At 44.0% G+C, this 18,310-nt stretch carries 5 protein-coding genes; 3 read left to right on the top strand and 2 right to left on the bottom strand.

Features of this window, described 5'->3' with window-relative positions:
- Nucleotides 1-8 precede the first annotated feature (8 nt).
- The 3 genes from BFP97_RS16365 to BFP97_RS16355 are packed head-to-tail and all read left to right on the top strand — an operon-like array spanning nucleotide 9 to nucleotide 4,457.
- A complete protein-coding gene (locus tag BFP97_RS16365; protein ID WP_083262622.1) occupies nucleotides 9-2,402 on the top strand; it encodes an efflux RND transporter permease subunit in 2,394 nt (797 codons plus the stop codon).
- A 26-nt stretch (nucleotides 2,403-2,428) separates the two neighbouring features.
- Nucleotides 2,429-3,211 carry an outer membrane lipoprotein-sorting protein gene (locus BFP97_RS16360; RefSeq protein ID WP_069843451.1) on the top strand — a complete coding sequence of 261 codons (783 nt, stop codon included), beginning with the start codon at nucleotides 2,429-2,431 and terminating at the stop codon, nucleotides 3,209-3,211.
- A 10-nt stretch (nucleotides 3,212-3,221) separates the two neighbouring features.
- Entirely contained in the window at nucleotides 3,222-4,457 is a 1,236-nt protein-coding gene (locus BFP97_RS16355; RefSeq protein WP_083262621.1) for a hypothetical protein, read from the top strand.
- Between the two features lie 196 nt (nucleotides 4,458-4,653).
- Here the strand turns inward: BFP97_RS16355 and BFP97_RS16350 are convergent, their stop codons facing one another.
- A complete protein-coding gene (locus BFP97_RS16350; protein ID WP_069843450.1) occupies nucleotides 4,654-5,082 on the bottom strand; it encodes a hypothetical protein in 429 nt (142 codons plus the stop codon).
- A gap of 11 nt (nucleotides 5,083-5,093) precedes the next feature.
- Complete coding sequence (locus BFP97_RS16345; protein WP_069843449.1) at nucleotides 5,094-17,996, bottom strand: Calx-beta domain-containing protein; 12,903 nt, start codon at nucleotides 17,994-17,996, stop codon at nucleotides 5,094-5,096.
- Nucleotides 17,997-18,310: the final 314 nt, after the last annotated feature.

Below are 18,310 nucleotides of genomic sequence, written 5' to 3'. Positions count from 1 at the left end.
TTACCCAGATGAAAAAAAACATTGAAAACCTCAAAGAAGGCTCGCGTCAATTCGGTGAGCGATGGGGTAGAACAGTAGTCAAGTTTAGATGGCCTGTGCTAATTGGTACAATCCTTCTCGCAATGGCTTTTGGAGCCGGAGGCCAAATGGGCTTCAATAGTGACTACCATGTCTTCTTTAGTGAAGACAACCCACAAATGTTGGCCTATGACGGCCTCCAAAATAAGTATACGAAAGACGATAACGTCTTTATAGTCATTTCACCAAAAGATGGGCAGGTGTTTACGCAAGAGACGCTTACAGCCATTGAAGAATTGACAGCAGAGTCATGGCAGACACCATACTCCAGCAGAGTAGATGCCATAACCAACTTCCAATATACGAGGGCGGTAGAGGACGACTTGTTTGTAGAAGATTTAATAGAGGATGCCGCGAGTAAGTCCGATGAAGAACTGGCGGAATTCAAGAAAATCGCTACCGAAGACCCGAGGCTTGTCCACAGACTTATCAATGAGAATGGAAGTGTGACAGCGGTGAATGTCACCGTCAGACTGCCAGAGATAGATAATGGAGAAAGTGCCGAAGTAACCGCCTTTGCCAGGGATATGGTGGCCAAATTAGAGGCGAAATACCCTAACCTCGACACCTACCTTTCTGGAATGGTCATGTTAAACAGTGCCTTTTTTGAGGCTGCAAATGGTGACTTTCAAACTTTGACTCCTTTGATGTTTCTAATTGTTATCATCACCATTCTTTTAACTACCAGAACATTCTCAGGTACCTTTTCCACTCTAATAGTCATTGTCCTTTCGATAATGACCGCTATGGGTTTTGGTGCTTACATGGGCATTGGTCTTACACCACCGTCAGGGGCATTCATCAATATAATTCTCACACTTGCTGTTGCAGATAGTATTCATGTATTGATCACTATAATTCAGCAAATGCGAAAGGGAATTGAGAAAAGAGCCGCCATTGTGGAGTCATTAAGGCTGAATTTTATGCCAGTGTTTATCACAAGTCTCACCACTGTCATAGGATTCTTATCTATGAACTTTTCAGACTCACCTCCTTTTCATGATCTCGGAAACCTAACTGCCGTGGGTATGGTAGCTGCATTCCTCTATTCAACATTAACGCTGCCCGCCTTGCTGGCAATCCTTCCAGTAAAAGTAAAACAAAGAACTGCTGAAGGTGGAAAAAGCCCTTTTCTCGAGCGTTTGGCCGAATTTGTTATTGCGAACAAGCGACCGGTGATCGGTGTATCAGCATTGCTTATCATCACATCTTCTTTCCTAGTCTTCAAAAATGAGTTGAATGATGAATTCATCAAATACTTCAGCAAAGAAGTTCCCTTCAGGTCAGATACGGATTACATCTCAGATAACCTGACAGGCATCTATACAGTGGAATTCTCTATAGCGGCTAAAGAAGAAGGCGGCATTAATGATCCTGAATACCTTAATAGATTAAAGGCCTTTGAAGATTGGCTCTATACCAACGAAGAAGTTGTTCATGTAAACTCATTCACAGAGGTGATGGAACAGGTGAACAAGTCCATGCACGGAGACGATCTCTCCTATTACAAGATGCCAGACAATCGGGAAGAGGCCGCTCAATACCTGCTTTTATATGAAATGTCATTACCGTTTGGGCTTGACTTGAATAATCAAGTCAACGTGGACAAATCTGAGACGAGGGTAATTGTAACCATCAAAAACATCCCGACACAAAGCATGCTTAGCCTTAGTGACAAGGCTACCAATTGGCTTGAAGAAAACGCTCCTAGCCATATGAGGGCAGAAGGTGTGAGTAGCACTATGATGTTTGCTCATTTGTCGGAAAGACAGATTATGAGTATGATCAGCGGAACAGCCGTTGCCCTTCTTTTAATATCATTTGTTCTGGCCTTTGCTATTCGAAGTGGGAAATTCGGCTTCCTAAGTCTTATACCAAATATCACCCCAGTCATTATCGGCTTGGGAATTTGGGGCCTCTTTTACGGTTATATCAATACTGGTATTTCAATCGTATTTGGAATGACGCTGGGTATTATCGTGGATGACACCGTTCACTTTCTTTCAAAATATCTAAGAGCAAGAAGAGAATTAGGCAAAAGTCCAGAGGACTCAGTACGGTATGCTTTTTCTACTGTAGGACAAGCGTTGTTGGTAACAACATTTGTGTTGGTTGCTGGCTTCCTGGTACTGGCGCAATCCAATTTTGGCCTCAATTCAGACATGGCTAAGATTACCACCATCATTATCATTATGGCCTTGGTGCTGGACTTCTTAATGCTTCCTGCATTGCTGATGCTTTCGCCAGTAAAAAGGACTCAAGACTTAAAAGATACAAGCTCAATAGAAAGCACTGGAGACATAAGTGCTATTCCAGCTACTTAATTCAAAATCAAGAAAATAGTAAACAGATGAAAAACATATTATTAACCATAGTAGGACTGTTCATTGCCATTGGCTTGCAAGGTCAGTCTGCAGAGGAAAAAGGCATTGAAGTAGCCAAGGCTGCTGATGCATACGATCAAGGGTTTGGTAGTTCAGTCACCAAGCTCACTATGATTTTGACCAACAAGCAAGGTCAGGAAAGTACACGATACATGAGTAATCAGACATTGGAGTTGACTGAAGACGGAGATAAATCGCTGATCGTTTTTGATAGTCCAAGAGATGTCAAAGGCACCGCGACCCTGACTTTTACGCATAAGGAAGGCTCTGATGATCAATGGCTCTACTTGCCAGCCCTTAAGAGGGTGAAAAGGATCTCTTCTAACAACAAATCAGGTCCTTTTATGGGAAGTGAATTCGCTTATGAAGATTTGTCTTCTCAAGAAGTTGAAAAGTACACCTACAAATTTTTGAGAGAGGAAGAAATCAACGGTGTAAGCGCTTATGTAGTAGAGAGAGGTCCAGTTGACCCAAAATCAGGTTACGCCAGACAGGTGGTTTGGTACAACAAAGACAACTATCGCCTTGAAAAAATGGATTTCTATGATCGTAAAAATGCATTACTGAAAACACTTACCTATGGAAAATACAAAGTGTACGAAGAGAAGCATTGGCGAGCAGGTGAAATGAACATGATAAATCATCAAACAGGGAAAAAGACGCTTCTCAAGTTCGAAGATTATCAATTCGACCTTAATCTAAAAGAATCTGACTTCTCTCAGAACAGTCTTCAGAGAGCAAGTCGCTAAGCCATTGGGCATGATATTAAGAATAATCAATTCCAAGCCTATGAATAACCGATGGAGAAAGACGTTTTCCATCGGTTCCCTATGCCTCTTGTTATCCCTTCCGGCATGGGCTCAAAAAGACGAGAGTGTCTACCAGGAATTCTCGGGTTACATTGGTGCGGATTACCGCTACTTCTTTGAAGACGGTCTTTATGGTGGACAGAAAAATAGTTTTCCATCGCTAGTCATTCAACCTGAATACTTATATGAATGGAATGGAGGCGACAATCGCATCAAGTTCATTGGTTTCGGTCGATTTGATAGAGACAGCAGAAGAACGCATTTCGATGTTCGAGAGCTCTACTATCAAACCGTAAAGAACAATTGGGAACTCAGTATTGGGTTTAAGAAAGTCTTTTGGGGTAAAACAGAGGCTGTACACCTAGTTGACATTATCAACCAAACAGATTTTGTCGAAAGCTTCGATGGTGAAGAAAAGCTCGGTGAAGCTATGGTTCAATTTTCTTATGCTTCATCCATAGGAACATTTGATCTTTTTTACCTGCCTTACTTTCGGAAAAGAGTATTCCCCGGAGAAAGAGGACGTTTGAGAACCTCTTTTATCATTGACAATGATGATGTGGCGTTCGAGTCTGACGCGGAGGAAACGAGACCAAGTTTTGCCGCGCGGTGGTCAGCCTTTACAGGACCCTTTGACATTGGTTTATCTTACTTCAATGGCACCGGAAGAGAGCCATTCTTTCGTCAGACTACGGGAGGTGATTTTCAATTGTTCTATGGGATAATAGAACAAATAGGGATTGACATTCAAGCGACTACGGGACCAGTATTATGGAAGGTGGAAAGCATTGCCAGGAAAAGTGACTTTCAAGATATGTGGGCACTGGCTGCCGGTATAGAATACAGCTTTTTTGATGTCGCCAGTACAGGCCTGGACATCGGTATTGTTGCCGAATACCTGCATGATGACAGAGGCTTGCTTTCGTTTAGCAGTTTGGATAACGACTTGTTTGCAGGAACACGCTTCGCTTTCAACGACACGCAGAGTACCGAATTCCTTATAGGAGGAGTTTTCGACCTTGACAAAAGCACAAAGTTGTGGAGTATCGAAGGCAGTCGAAGGCTCGGTAACTCCTGGAAGGCCGAAGTTGAGATGAGGCTGTTTGACGATGTTGATCAAAATGAATTTCTAAACTTTATTCGCAGGGATAGTTTCTTGCAATTCAGTTTAAATAAGTACTTCTAAGAGGATTCGCTGCTTTTGAAAAAGCGAGGCCAAACTCAAAATGAGCTTGGCCTCCATTCACCAAAACACATGTTAACACAAGTCAGTGAAACATGATTATTATTATGTACTAGTCGAAAAAATTCAAGCGGATATTCTGTTTCAGCATCGTTATGAATGGTAAAAATTGATATATCCAATACACTCTCATACCCTTCTATTTTGAAACTGAAACTGTATAATTTCCTTGAATGCCTGCTCTTACCGGAGTGGTGCCGGCATGGAAGAAGGAAAACTCAAATTCTGTTAATGTTAAGTTGTTAATAGTTACCTCTTCACCCGTATCAAGGATAAGCAATCTGCCAGTATCTCCTGTCCATCGCCAGGTGCCACTGGCCCTGAAGAGATCTCCACCATTAGTCGTCTGGTAGGTACCATCAGCAAACGATAGGGTGAAGCCAGGATAGTTCGAACTGACGTCTTCTCCATCAAGCACTATACTGCCTTGAGTACCCATACTCCAACTCCCAGCCAACCTTTCAAAGGCAAGCTCTGTTGCAGTTGGAGCTCCATCATCACTTTTGCAGGCTGAAACCAGTAATACTGCCAGCACAAACACCATTGATATATATTTTTGAATTTTCATTGCTATCTCTTCTATCGTTTAATCATTACTTTCTTTCTCACCACTGACTGCCCATTACTAAACTGGACAATGTAAATACCCATCTCATAGCCTGACACATTTAAGGTCAACTGCTGATCAGTATGGTCTTTCTTACTGAACATCGAAACGCCTGTGGTATTGACAATCTCTATATCCAGCTTACTTCTACTTAGTGCCGATAGATCTATGGTCAATCGCCTACTGGCTGGGTTCGGGTACATCACTATGTCAGTGGCATTGATAATGCCATCGTCAACTGAGGTAATTATTGCGCCCTCTCCTGAAACTGGGTGGGCCTGATTTCCACCTTCATGGTTGAAGATGATATTGCCTCCAAAGTTCCCAACAGCTGTTGGCATAAAGGTGACTGTAACCTCAGCACTTGTTCCTGTCCGTAGCACTAGTGATCCTGGTAGTACACTAAAGCCTGCTGGAGTGGAGGTAACCCTCACTTCTACAGGCTTCTCTCCATCATTGGTCACTGTCAGTGTACGGGTTTGGCTTAGGCCTAAGGCAGATATATCAAATGCTCCATCACCCGTCACAAAAATCGATGGCTCAAGCACATTGTCTATCGTTATAGTTAGCGCTTTCTCAAAGCTTCCGCCATTACCATCATCTGTCTTAACTCGAATGCTATAGCTGTCTTTGCTCTCAAAGTCAAAGAATGCTGCTGCCTTCAGGTTGGTACCATCTATTATGAAGCTTGCATTGTCAGTATCGCCAGTACCAGACACTAATGTGTAGGTATGACTATCTTCTGTGTCTGCATCTGTACTAGTTAGTGCTCCTACTATATCTCCTATGGCATTATTCTCTGCTATGCTAGATGGCGTACTGATGATATCGGTTGGTAAGAAATTGGTCGTATAGACATCTCCAGCGAAGTCACCATTGCCTGTACCTGTGCCGCCAAGTTTGTTGGCTGCATTATCTAGGATGCTATCATCATCTTTTAGATTCAGTCCTATGGTTCCTTGTCCTGAAATACCATTGACATTCACATCATAGGTTTTCGCATCTACCTGATTCACTGAATTCAGTGCACCTGTAGTACCTGTCAAGGCTACCTCAAAGTCAGTCAGGTCAACACCGAGTACATCTTCTGAGAAGACTACTCTGAAGTCTGCCGAGGTCGTAGCTGTGTTTAATTGATCGGCATCTTTTCTGGTGATACTGCTTACTTCAGGAGCTGTACCGTCAAAAGTCTTGGTTACTACGGTTCCTTCAGCACTAGCATTACCAGCATTGTCTGTGGCAACACCTGCCGCCAGGCTTACGCTTACCGTTCCATCTGCTGTTGGTGTAATGTCAAAGCTCCATTTCGTGTCATTGGATATCGTTGTGAAGTTTGATGAGCTACCATTGCTTACAGTAAGGTCTGAAGCACTAAAGCCTGCTACTGGTTCATCAAATTCTACAAAGACCATATAAACTCCATTGACCGGATCTGTTGTATTGGCATTGCTAATGGTAGGAATTGGCCTGACCCCATCGACAAGTACTGCATTGGTTGCACCTACACCATTAAGGTCCACGACAGCATCCACATCGAACTCATCTTTCATCGTTCCACCATTCAGGTTGATGGCTGCGCCTACTGCTATACCGTCTGCGTCCAGCTCATCTTCTATCACCGTATAGCGGAATAGGATGCTGCTGCTATTGCTTACAGTGCCTACCTGAGTGGCATTCACCGTACTACTGCCTATTGTTACTGGAATGGTAGCTGTACCTGTCGCTGTTACTGGTGTCAACATGTTCACCGTAAAGTCCAGATTATCTCCTATGCCATAAGTACCACCTACTGGAACACCTACACTACTCACAACAGATGCTGCAATGGTGGTGAAACTCCAATCTGTGGCATTACTGATGCCAGCATAGTCGTTACCTGCATCATCGGTCAAAGCTCCTGCATCGATATTCACATAAAATTCTGTGCTCGGTGGCAGTATTAGGTTATCTGGATTGATTGTAACATCATTTCCTGAAATGCTCACCTTACTACTAGTCACATCTATGGTTTCCAATACAGTATTGTCACTCACTTGCCTAATGGTAATACTTCCGATGCCTTTGTTCATGTTTTCTCCAAAAGCCATGGTCAAGTCTGTGTTTGGCAATACGTCCACTGCATCGTCTAATGGAGCAAGTGTAGGTACAGTGAGACTCAAGTCAATTGTGATCTCTAAAGGATCACTATCTAGTCCCTCATTACCTGCTGCATCGGTAGCCTTGGCTGATATCACCAATACTCCCTCAATCAGGTCTTTACCTGGGGTCAATGTCCAATTACCGTTATCATCTGCTATTGTGGTTCCAATGCTTGTACCATCTATAGAGACTTCAACCGTTGCATTGGCTTCTGCCGTACCCTCTATGGTAGGGGTGGCATCATTCGTCACGTTATCGGTACTGCTTATACCTGAATCACTTGAGGTAGCCAAATCCACAACAGGTTGATCTGGCGCAGCAGTATCTACTGTGACATTCAATGCATTGCTTTCTGCACTGATGTTCCCTGCAGCATCTGTAGCCTTAGCCGTTATCGAATAAGCAGCGTCAGCTAGAGTAGTTGCTGTATGGTCAAAAGACCAATCTCCATCAATACTGGCATTTGTCGTACCAATGCTTACGCCATCTATAAAGATTTCTAAGACACTTCCAGATTCTGCAACTCCGCCAAAGTTTAGCGTATTATCATTCGTTATTCCATCGGCACCATTTAAGCCACTGTCTGTAGTGGCAATTGTCACTTCTGGCATAGCTGGTGCGGTAGCATCGACCGTCACACTCAAGACAGGACTGATTGTACTGGTGTTACCTGCTGCATCTGTAGCTTTGGCTGTGACATCAAATGAACCGTCCTCTCTTGGACTATCTCCATTATAGACCATGGTCCAGTTGCCATCAGCATCTGCATTGGTGGTTCCTACACTTACACCATCCACAAAAACTTCTACTGTGCTATTGGCTTCTGCTATACCATTAACATCTGGCATATTGTCACTAGTAATCTGATCAGCTCCATTGTTACCAGTGTCATCAGTTATACTGCTTACCACCGGTGCCGATGGGGCTGCCGCATCTTTGCTTGCACCATCAGTGGCTGCTACTCCAACATTGCCTGATGGGTCTGTCAGGGTAACTGATAGCGTCAGCGTACCATCGTTCAGGCCGGAAAGATCAGCTAGCGTAATCTGGTCTGTAGCCGTGGTAATGGTTCCAGTACCTGTTACATCGGCTCCTCCCTCGTCAGAAGAAACTGTGTAGTTATAGGTAGCGCCTTCTTCTGCCCCAGCAAAAGTGAAGGTTGTAGCTGTTGCTTCAGTCGCATTAATCAATGCATCATCCATAGACACTGAATATCCTGAAGGAGCCGTACCATCATCATCATCCAGGATAATCACCGTACCAATAGCACTGATATCTACTGCTAATGTGGTTCCTGCCAAGTTGCTCTGATTGATCAGGACAGTTTCATTGCCTTCTGGGTTACTATCTCCTAATGGTGTTACTGTAAAGGTTTGCGTCTCCCCGACTGTTCCTGCAAAGGTCAAGGTCTCAGCCGTAACTGCTGTATAGTCATTGTCTGCTATAGTGGCTGAGCCATCTGCCGTGCTTACATCTACACTAAAGCCTCCATCAACAGCATTATCCAGGGTAGCCGTGACTGTAATTGCACCGTCATTCTCATTGCTACTAACATCGGCTATTGTCACTGAGGCGGCATCGTCATTGGCTATGGTGATTGTAGCTCCATCTGTGATGTCAACAGGCAGTGTAGTTCCTGCCAGGTTGCTCTGGCTAATCGTAAGCGTCTCACCTGACTCCAGCTTGGTATCGGCTGTCGGTGTTACCGTAAAGGTTTGCGTCTCCCCAGCGGTTCCTGCAAAAGTTAAAGTCTGATTTGCTATTGCAGTATAGTCATTGTCTGCTGTAGTGGCTGAGCGATCAGCTGTACTCACATCTACACTAAAGCCTCCTTGGACTGCATTATCGAGTGTAGCGGTGACCGTAATCGTTCCATCTTCGGCACCGCCCACATCGGCTATTGTCACTGAGGCGGCATCGTCATTAGTGATACTGACCGAAGCTTGGTCGGTGATGTCAACAGTCAATGTAGTTCCTGCCAGGTTGCTCTGACTAATCGTGATTGTCTCATCTGCCTCAAGCTTGGTATCAGCTGTCGGTGCCACCATAAAGGTTTGCGTCTCTCCGGCTGTTCCTGTAAAGGTTAAGGTTTGAGCGGTAACTGCTGTATAGTCACTATCTGCTATAGTAGCCGAGCCATCAGCAGTGCTTACATCTACCGTAAAACCTCCCTGTACTGCATTATCGAGTGTGGCGGTGACAGTGATCGTTCCATCGTCCTCGTTGCTGCTTACATCGGCTATCGTTACCGATGCTGCATCATCATTGGCAATGGTGATTGTTGCTCCATCTGTGATGTCAACAGTCAACGCAGTGCTTGCCAAGTTGCCCTGACTAATCGTGATTGTCTCATCTGCCTCAAGCTTGGTGTCAGCTGTTGGTGTTACCGTAAAGGTCTGTGTCTCCCCAACTGTTCCTGTAAAGGTTAAGGTTTGAGCTGTAACTGCTGTATAGTCACTATCTGCTGTAGTAGCCGAGCCATCAGCTGTGCTTACATCTACCGTAAAACCTCCTTCGACTGCCTTGTCTAGAGTAGCCGTGACAGTGATTGTTCCATCATCTTCATTACCACTTACATCTGCTATCGTTACTGAGGCGGCATCGTCATTGGCGATGGTGATTGTCGCGCCATCTGAGATGTCAACACTCAATGTAGTTCCTGCCAAGTTGCTTTGACTAATCGTGATCGTCTCATCGGCCTCCAGCTTGGTATCTGCTGTCGGTGTTACCGTAAAGGTCTGTGTCTCTCCGGCTGTTCCTGCAAAAATTAAAGTCTGGTTTGCTATTGCAGTATAGTCACTGTCTGCTAATGTCGCTGTGCCATCAGCTGTGCCTACATCTACCGTAAAGCCTCCCTGTACTGCATTGTCCAAAGTAGCAGTGACAGTGATCGTTCCATCATCTTCATTACCACTTGCATCTGCTATCGTTACTGAGGCTTCATCGTCATTGGTGATCGTTCCTACCCCTTCTGCATCTACTATTACAGATAGTCCTGTCGCATTGGTAAGATTTACATTAACCGTCTCGTTACCTTCTAATATTTCGTCCCCAGTAATACTTACCTCTACTGTCTTGCTGGTCTGGCCAGGTGTAAACGTCAAGGTAGTAGTACCAAGTGCTGTGTAGTCAGAACCTGCAGTAGCCGTACCATCCGATGTGGAAACATCAACAGATACTGTCTCTGGAGCAGCAGTGTTCAAGCTGACGGTATAGCTTAATGTTGCTGCACCATCATCACCTTCTGTAATACTTGGATCATCTATCGAAAACTGAACCGCATCATCATCGAGTATTGTCACCGTACCCATAGCACTGATGTCTACTGCTAATGTGGTTCCTGCCAGGTTGCTCTGATTGATTTGGATAGTTTCATTGCCTTCTGGGTTACTATCTCCTAATGGTGTTACTGTAAAGGTTTGCGTCTCCCCAGCGGTTCCTGCAAAAATCAAGGTCTGGTTTGCTATTGCTGTATAGTCATTGTCGGCTATAGTGGCTGAGCCATCTGCAGTGCTTACATCTACTGTAAAGCCTCCATCAACAGCATTGTCCAGGGTAGCCGTGACTGTAATCGCACCATCATTCTCATTGCTACTAACTTCTGCTATCGTTACCGAGGCGGCATCGTCATTCGCTATGGTGATTGTAGCTCCATCTGTGATGTCAACAGTCAATGTAGTTCCTGCCAGGTTGCCCTGACTAATCGTGATTGTCTCATCTGCCTCCAGCTTGGTATCGGCTGTTGGTGTTACCGTAAAGCTCTGTGTCTCTCCAGCTGTTCCCGCAAAGGTCAAGGTCTGGTTTGCTATTGCTGTATAGTCACTATCTGCTGTAGTAGCTGTACCATCTGCCGTGCTTACATCTACCGTAAAACCTCCTTGGACTGCATTGTCTAGAGTAGCCGTAACAGTGATCGTTCCATCATCTTCATTGCTGCTTACATCGGAGATCATTACTGAGGCGGCATCATTATCTGTAATCGTATAAGTATGCACTGTATTTACTCCTAAATCGGCATTCGAAGGACTAGAAAGCGTAATAATTACAGTTTCATTAGCTTCCAGTATGGCATCATCTACTATACTGGCTATGGTTATTGTCTCACTGATGCTACCCGCACTAAAAGTCAATGTACCATCTACCAATGTAAAATCTGTGCTACTAGTAGCAGTACCCGATACAGTATAATCTACAGTGACATCTCTACCGCTAACAGCACTTAATGTCACTTCAATATTCTCGCTACTCACACTTTCTGCTCTGTCACTTGTCGTACTGGTAAAAGCTATCGTTGGCGTATCATCATCGTCCTGTATGGTGTAGGTATGTACCTGATTAGTCCCTAAATTGGCATTGGTTGGATTCGATAAAGTGACGATGACTGTTTCATCATCTTCATCCAGCTCATCCCCAATAATATCAGCAACCGTAATAGGCTCAGTTAAGGAACCTGCATTAATCGTTAATGTGCCATTGGCTAATGTATAGTCTATTCCAGAACCTGTTGCTGTACCGGTTACTACATAGTCGATCGTTACATCCTGACCACTTTCTGCACTTAGTGACACTGCTAAATCAGCTGAACTAATAGATTCTGCTCCATTGCTATTGGCTACATCAAAGGCTATCGTTGGTGTTGGGTCATCATCGTTGATGGTGTAGGTATGCACTTGATTAGTACCCAAACCTGCATTGCTTGGATTACTCAAAGTCACAATCACAGTCTCTTCTGTCTCGTCCAAAACATCATCGATAATATCTGATATTGTGATATTTTCTGTCAGTGAACTCACGCTAACGGTCAATGTACCATTGGCTAGTGTATAATCCGTGCCACTGCCCGTAGCAGTACCCGATACAGTATAATCAACCGTTACATCCTGTCCACTTAATTCACTCAGTGACACTGCTAAAATGGCTGAACTAAGAGATTCTGCTCCATTGCTATTAACCACATCAAAAGCTATTGTTGGTGTTGGGTCATCATCGTTGATTGTGTAGGTATGCACTTGATTGGTACCCAAACCTGCGTTGCTTGGATTACTCAAAGTCACAATCACAGTCTCTTCTGTCTCATCCAAAACATCATCGATAATATTAGCAATCGTGATATTCTCTGTAAGTGAACCTGCACTAATGGTCAAGGAACCATTGGCCAATGTATAATCCGTGCGACTGCCGGTAGCAGTACCCGATACAGTATAATCAACCGTTACATCTGTCGTGCTGATAGCATTCAAGGTTACTTCAAGATCGGCACTACTGACACTCTCTGCACCGCTAGAACTCGTACTGGTAAAAGCAACTGCAGTATTCACCGTTGTGAAATTGAGCGTGGTATTATCTGTAATACCTGCATAGCTATTACCGACCAAATCGTCAATGGCGGTGGAAGCAATTTGCACCGCGTAATTGGTATTCAGCTCCAGGCCAATGCTTGGATCTAGCGTGAGCACTCCATCGCTAATCGAGGCCTGAGCACCCGGTGAAGTCACATCTATGATCACCGTGCTAGAATTATCTCCTAAGTCAATGATCTCGATATTACCCGTTCCAAAGAAGATATCCTCATTGAAAGTAATGGTGATGTCATCAGCGATACCAAAATCTGTGGCGCCATTGATTGGATCTGAGGAACTAATGCTTGGCCCCGCATTGTCAAGGGTGTAGGTTTCATCTGTGGCTGGTAGAATATCCGTTAGATCATTTCCCACATTATCATCAATGCTTGGTTCGCTTACCAAGTTCAGGCCAACCGTGCCATTCAGGGCAGCCATATCACCACCAGAAACCATTACATCATAGGTTGATGCTGTCAATTGCGTAACGGTTATCGTGGCACCTGTTGGCCCTGTAACTTCAAAGTCGCTTATATCAACATCCGTCACATCTTCGCTAAAAGTCGCTAGAAAGGTAACCTCATCCGCATTGGTGCTTTCACTCGTTGGGGCCTTACGTGCAATGCTAGTGATTGTTGGTCTAACACCATCTACGGCAGTATTTGAATTGGCACTCAAGGAATTATCTTGCCCAGGTTCAGGTAAGATAAGTATAGCAGCGTTACCTGCAGCGTCTGTAATAGTCGCTCCATCATCCAAGAAAAATGAATTGGCGGATACATAGCTCAGGTCACTGCTTATATCTCCCTCTTGAACTTGATAATCAATAAAAACACCAATATTGTCATACCGTACTTCAATGCTTCTGTCTGTTGTACCCGTTTCAAGTGTAATACTCCCTAAAATAATATCTGATCCATCTGCTTGACCTGTAACCTCTACTGCTTCGCTAAAAAATATGTCTATAAAAATGGCTCGTCCAATACCTACTTGTGAAGGGAGCGAGTTATCGAAAGGAGCTAATCTTGTCACTGTAGGAGCCGTATTGTCAAGGGTATAGGTCTCATCGGTAGCCGGTTGAGTATTTGGGAGATCATTTCCTACGACATCGGTAATCGATGGTGCACCGCCCAAGTTCAGGTCTACCGTACCATCCAAATTGGGCAAATCACCACCAGAAACTGTCACATCATAGGTCGATGCTGTTACTTGTGAAACTGCAATCGTAGCACCTGTCGGGCCTACAACTTCAAAATCACTCATGTCAACTCCTGTGACATCTTCGCTAAAAGTTACCAGGAATGTAACCTCATCTGCATTGGTTATTTCACCGCTTGGTGTCTTGCGGGTAAAGCTCATGATTGATGGTGCTATACCATCTACCCTAAGTGCTGAATTGGCACTCAAAGAATTGTCTTCACCAGGTTCTGGTAATGTCAGTACAGCCACATTACCTGCAGCGTCTGTAATAGTCGCTCCATTTAGTGACAATGAAGTGGTGGATATATAGTCCAAATCATTACTAACATCGCCTGCTTGTACCGTATAGTTAAAGGTTAAAACAGTGGTACCATCACCTGAAGCATACTCAGCATTCTGGTCAGTAACTCCAGTTTCCAGAGCTAACTGGGGCATACCTGTCACATTTACCAGCTCATTAAAGTTTACCGTTAAGACAATCACATCGCCTTGTTTATAGCCGCCATCTGAAGTGGATGAACTTACGCTGGTCACTGTCGGACTTGTACTATCCTCTGTAATAGTAGGTACATCTACATCACCCGATGCATTGCCTACAACATCCACCGCGCGAACCACAAAGTTATTAATAGCATCAGCTGTGATGTTTACACTAAAGCTCCAAGCATTGCTGCTCACCGTAGCTGAACCTAGTGAAGTGGCATTGTCTGCTACTCCATCATTATCATTGTCTGCATAGGCATGGACTTCCACGTCATTTTCGCTGTGAGTTCCACTGATCGTTTGGGAGGCGGCATTCACCGTGACTGCACCAGATGGTGTAGTCACCAACGGGTCGACAGGGGCAGTTACATCATTTTGCAATTGGGGTGTTGCAGCCTGCGCAACAAAATCGCCAATACCATCTGGCAATCGAGAGATGGAATTATCAGCGTCACCCGCAACCCAAAGGTCACCACCTCCAAAAGCTGCCCTTAAAGCTGCATCATCTGTATCCCCATATACGATAAAACCAACTAACCCATCCCGAGTAACAGGAGATGATGCCGTAAAATCACTTTGACTGCCAACATACAGCGCAACAGCATCAGGACCATTTTGCAATGACGTGGTCCCCCAGTCTTGATCTTTACTAGAAAATTCTGTCTCGCCAATTACATAGAAACCGTTTGAATTGGTGGAGCCTGTCAAGTCAAAGTCTTTATAAGCCAAATCATCTCCCCCATTAAACCAAACTACCACAAGTCCGGCTAATGATGTGGCATTATTGTTTGTATTAAAAATTTCTATGAATTCTTCATCTGTAGCGGCCGAGGCATGTACCTCGTTGATCTTGATATTATCTGGGGTTACAAAAATGTCAAAGGTCTGTTCAGGAGAGGTGTCATCTCCTCCATTGTCAGTTCCACCATCATCTGATAAGCTCACAGTGACTGTAGCCTTACCAAAGCTTGAAGCATTTGGTGTAAAAGTTAGATTACCGGTAGTCCCATCAATAGCAGGTTGAGTATTAAAAATTCCGCTGTTGTCATTAGATACATGAAAAGTCAACACCTGAATGGTACCCGATTCTCCATCATTAAGGTCAGTTGCAAAACTCGAAACGGTCTGAGTCCCGGCATTTTGAGAAATGGTCTGGTTGGGAGAACCAATTAATGCAAAGCTAGGCTCATCATTGACCGCAGTGACATTGACCGTTGCCTGAATGGCACCTTCCGTACTTTCTGCTCCTTCGTTATCTTGTGCTGTAATGGTAAAAGCATTGAGCGTTCCGCTGGCATCCAAGGCTGGTGTCCAAGTCGCGCTTTTGGTAGCCGTGATTTCATCATTGGTACCTGAGGCAAAAGGTGCCCCATCGATTAGGAGGGTTCCACTACTAAGGCTTTGAACTACAAAAGCATCGACTGTGCCATCAATGTCCGCTGCGTTAGCCTGAGCGGCTATCTCCGCAAATGTGATCTCTACTCCCGTATCCTCGTTAGTGGTTTCCACCGCAGCAGTTAATTGGGTAAATGTAGGAGCATCATTGACAGCGACAATATCAAAGGTCACTGTTGCAGCATCCGAAACTATAATACCGTCATTCGCTGTGAAAGATATCGATCCGGCATTAGCACCACTCAAATCAGGATTAGGTGTAAAGGTAGTGGCATCTAATGCTGTATTTATTGCTGCTAAAGTTCCTGCTGCAGTAAAGCTCGCTGACCCATTGCCGTTACCTCCAAATGTAATCCCCGCAGTACCCAAAGTGACTGTACCTCCACTAACGGTAAAACTCACGGTTTGGTCATCTCCATTTAAATCTGACACCTGAATATCATCGGCCAATTCCACATTGGTATCATCCTCACTTACTGTTGGTACAGATGGGGCACTAACGGTTGGAGCTACATTTAACTCGATAAAAGAAATATCATGGATTTTCCAGGTAGCAGGTACTGAAAGTGAACCAGAAAAGTCAATAATGAATGTATCTATGTTATTAAAATCGTCATTGCCCGATAAATCCAAAAGACTAGTTTGAGTGGGATCATTAGGATCATTACTCAACGAAAAATTAGCTGATGCAACATTTACTCCGTCCCTCTGACCTGTGATTTGACCCACTGCTGGAGAAAAACTAAAGGAGTTCTCCAAGGTTAGTGATTCAAGGTCAAAACTTGCCCCATCAACCCGAGTAACCGTCATCTCATAGCTGCTTACTGAAGTATTAAGGACAGCCACCTCCATAGATCCATTTCTTTGAAATAGAGAGCCATTGCCTGCGGCACCTCCACTGGAAGTTCCTTCTGATAAAAAGTTGAAGGTATTAGTTCCATCATTGGCGGATATCGGATGGTTACCATCCGCTAAACTGCCAAGTTCTTCATCAAAGGTTACTGTAACAGTACCCTCTGTGATAATATTGAAGGTGACTTCCGCTGCGGCCGAAGACTCAGTTCCATCATTAGTGGTAAAGGATATCGTTCCAGCATTCGTACCACTTACACCAGGAGTAGGCGTAAAAGTAGCGGCATCTAAGGCTGTATTTATGTCTGCCAAAGTCCCGGCTGCGGTAAAACTCGCAGATCCATTACCATCCCCTCCAAAAGTAATACCAGTAGATCCTAAATTGACCGTGCCACCTGTCACGGTGAAGGTCACCGTTTGATCATCTCCATCGGAATCTGATACTTGAATATCATCGGCCAGGGCCACATTGGTATCATTTTCATTGACAACAGGCGCAGTGGGGGCAGTAGCTGTGGGAACAGTGTTTAAGATATCAAAAGAAACTTGTGCTGCTGCCGAAGACTCTGTTCCATCATTAGTGGTAAAGGATATCGTTCCAGCATTCGTACCACTTACACCAGGGATAGGTGTAAATGTAGCGGCATCCAAGGCAGCATTTATATCGGCTAAAGTTCCGGCTGCCGTAAAACTCGCTGATCCATTGCCATTTCCACCAAAAGTAATACCAGTAGCGCCCAAAGTGACCGTACCACCTGTTACAGTGAAGGTTACTGTTTGATCATCTCCATCGGAATCTGATACTTGAATATCATCGGCCAGAGCCACATTGGTATCATTTTTATTGACTATAGGCGCAGTGGGAGGAGTTGCTGTGGGAGCAGTGTTTGTTAATGGATCTAAAATGGTAATGTCCAAAAACTCCCATTGAGCAGGTACCCTAGATGCATTAAAAGTAATTATGAATTCATCAATATTATCAAAGTCACTGATAGCTGACAAATCAAAAGAATGAGACCCGGTTGGCGAAGTTTCGAAAGTGGCTGACGCAACAACCGACCCATCATTACGGCCCGTAATTAGATAATCAAAGTTTTCGGTTATAAAAGTGAGAGAGTTGTTTACTTCTATTAACTGAAGACCGAAATTTGCTCCATCAGTTCGGGTGATTGTAACACTATAGTCATTAATATCCCCAGAGAATGTAGTGATTCTCATCTGTCCAGTACTATTAGCAACTATAGTCGTTCCACTACCAGCTAAAGCAAAGTTCAAGGTGTTGCTTCCCTCACCAAAAGAGACTGGAAGGGACTCATTGAAGAATAATTGACCAAGGTTCTCATCAAAGTCTATAGTCGTTTGCCCATGAGTCCTATTGGCAAAACCGCATAATAACAGGAGTGAAAAAACTAGGTAAGATCTAAAAAGAATGGAGAGATTGGTACCATTGGGTACCACGGTATTCATAAAACACATACTGGAAAAGGTTAGGAATTAGTCCTTTTGCCAGCACGCTGTAAATGTAATGCAATTTATTTCAACTATAAAAAGCAATTACTTTATATTTTTTGAATAAGGTATTTTGATAATGATAATTCAATGGTTTGACTTTCTTGGGTATGAGCCAACCTTAAGTCAAGAAACTGATAGTAAATGCACTAGCCTTTGAAGAAAGAAGTAACACTTTTAAGGGCTTGGTAATCAAGAAGTAATGAAAGTTGAATAAGCTCTTGAAAACAAAAAAGGCCATTCGTATGAATCGCCTTTTTAACTCGTCTTTT

This window comes from Roseivirga sp. 4D4 (genome assembly GCF_001747095.1).
Classification (GTDB): Bacteria; Bacteroidota; Bacteroidia; order Cytophagales; family Cyclobacteriaceae; genus Roseivirga.
Note: the sequence above shows the minus strand (reverse complement) of the source record. Positions and strands in the feature narration are given on the sequence as shown.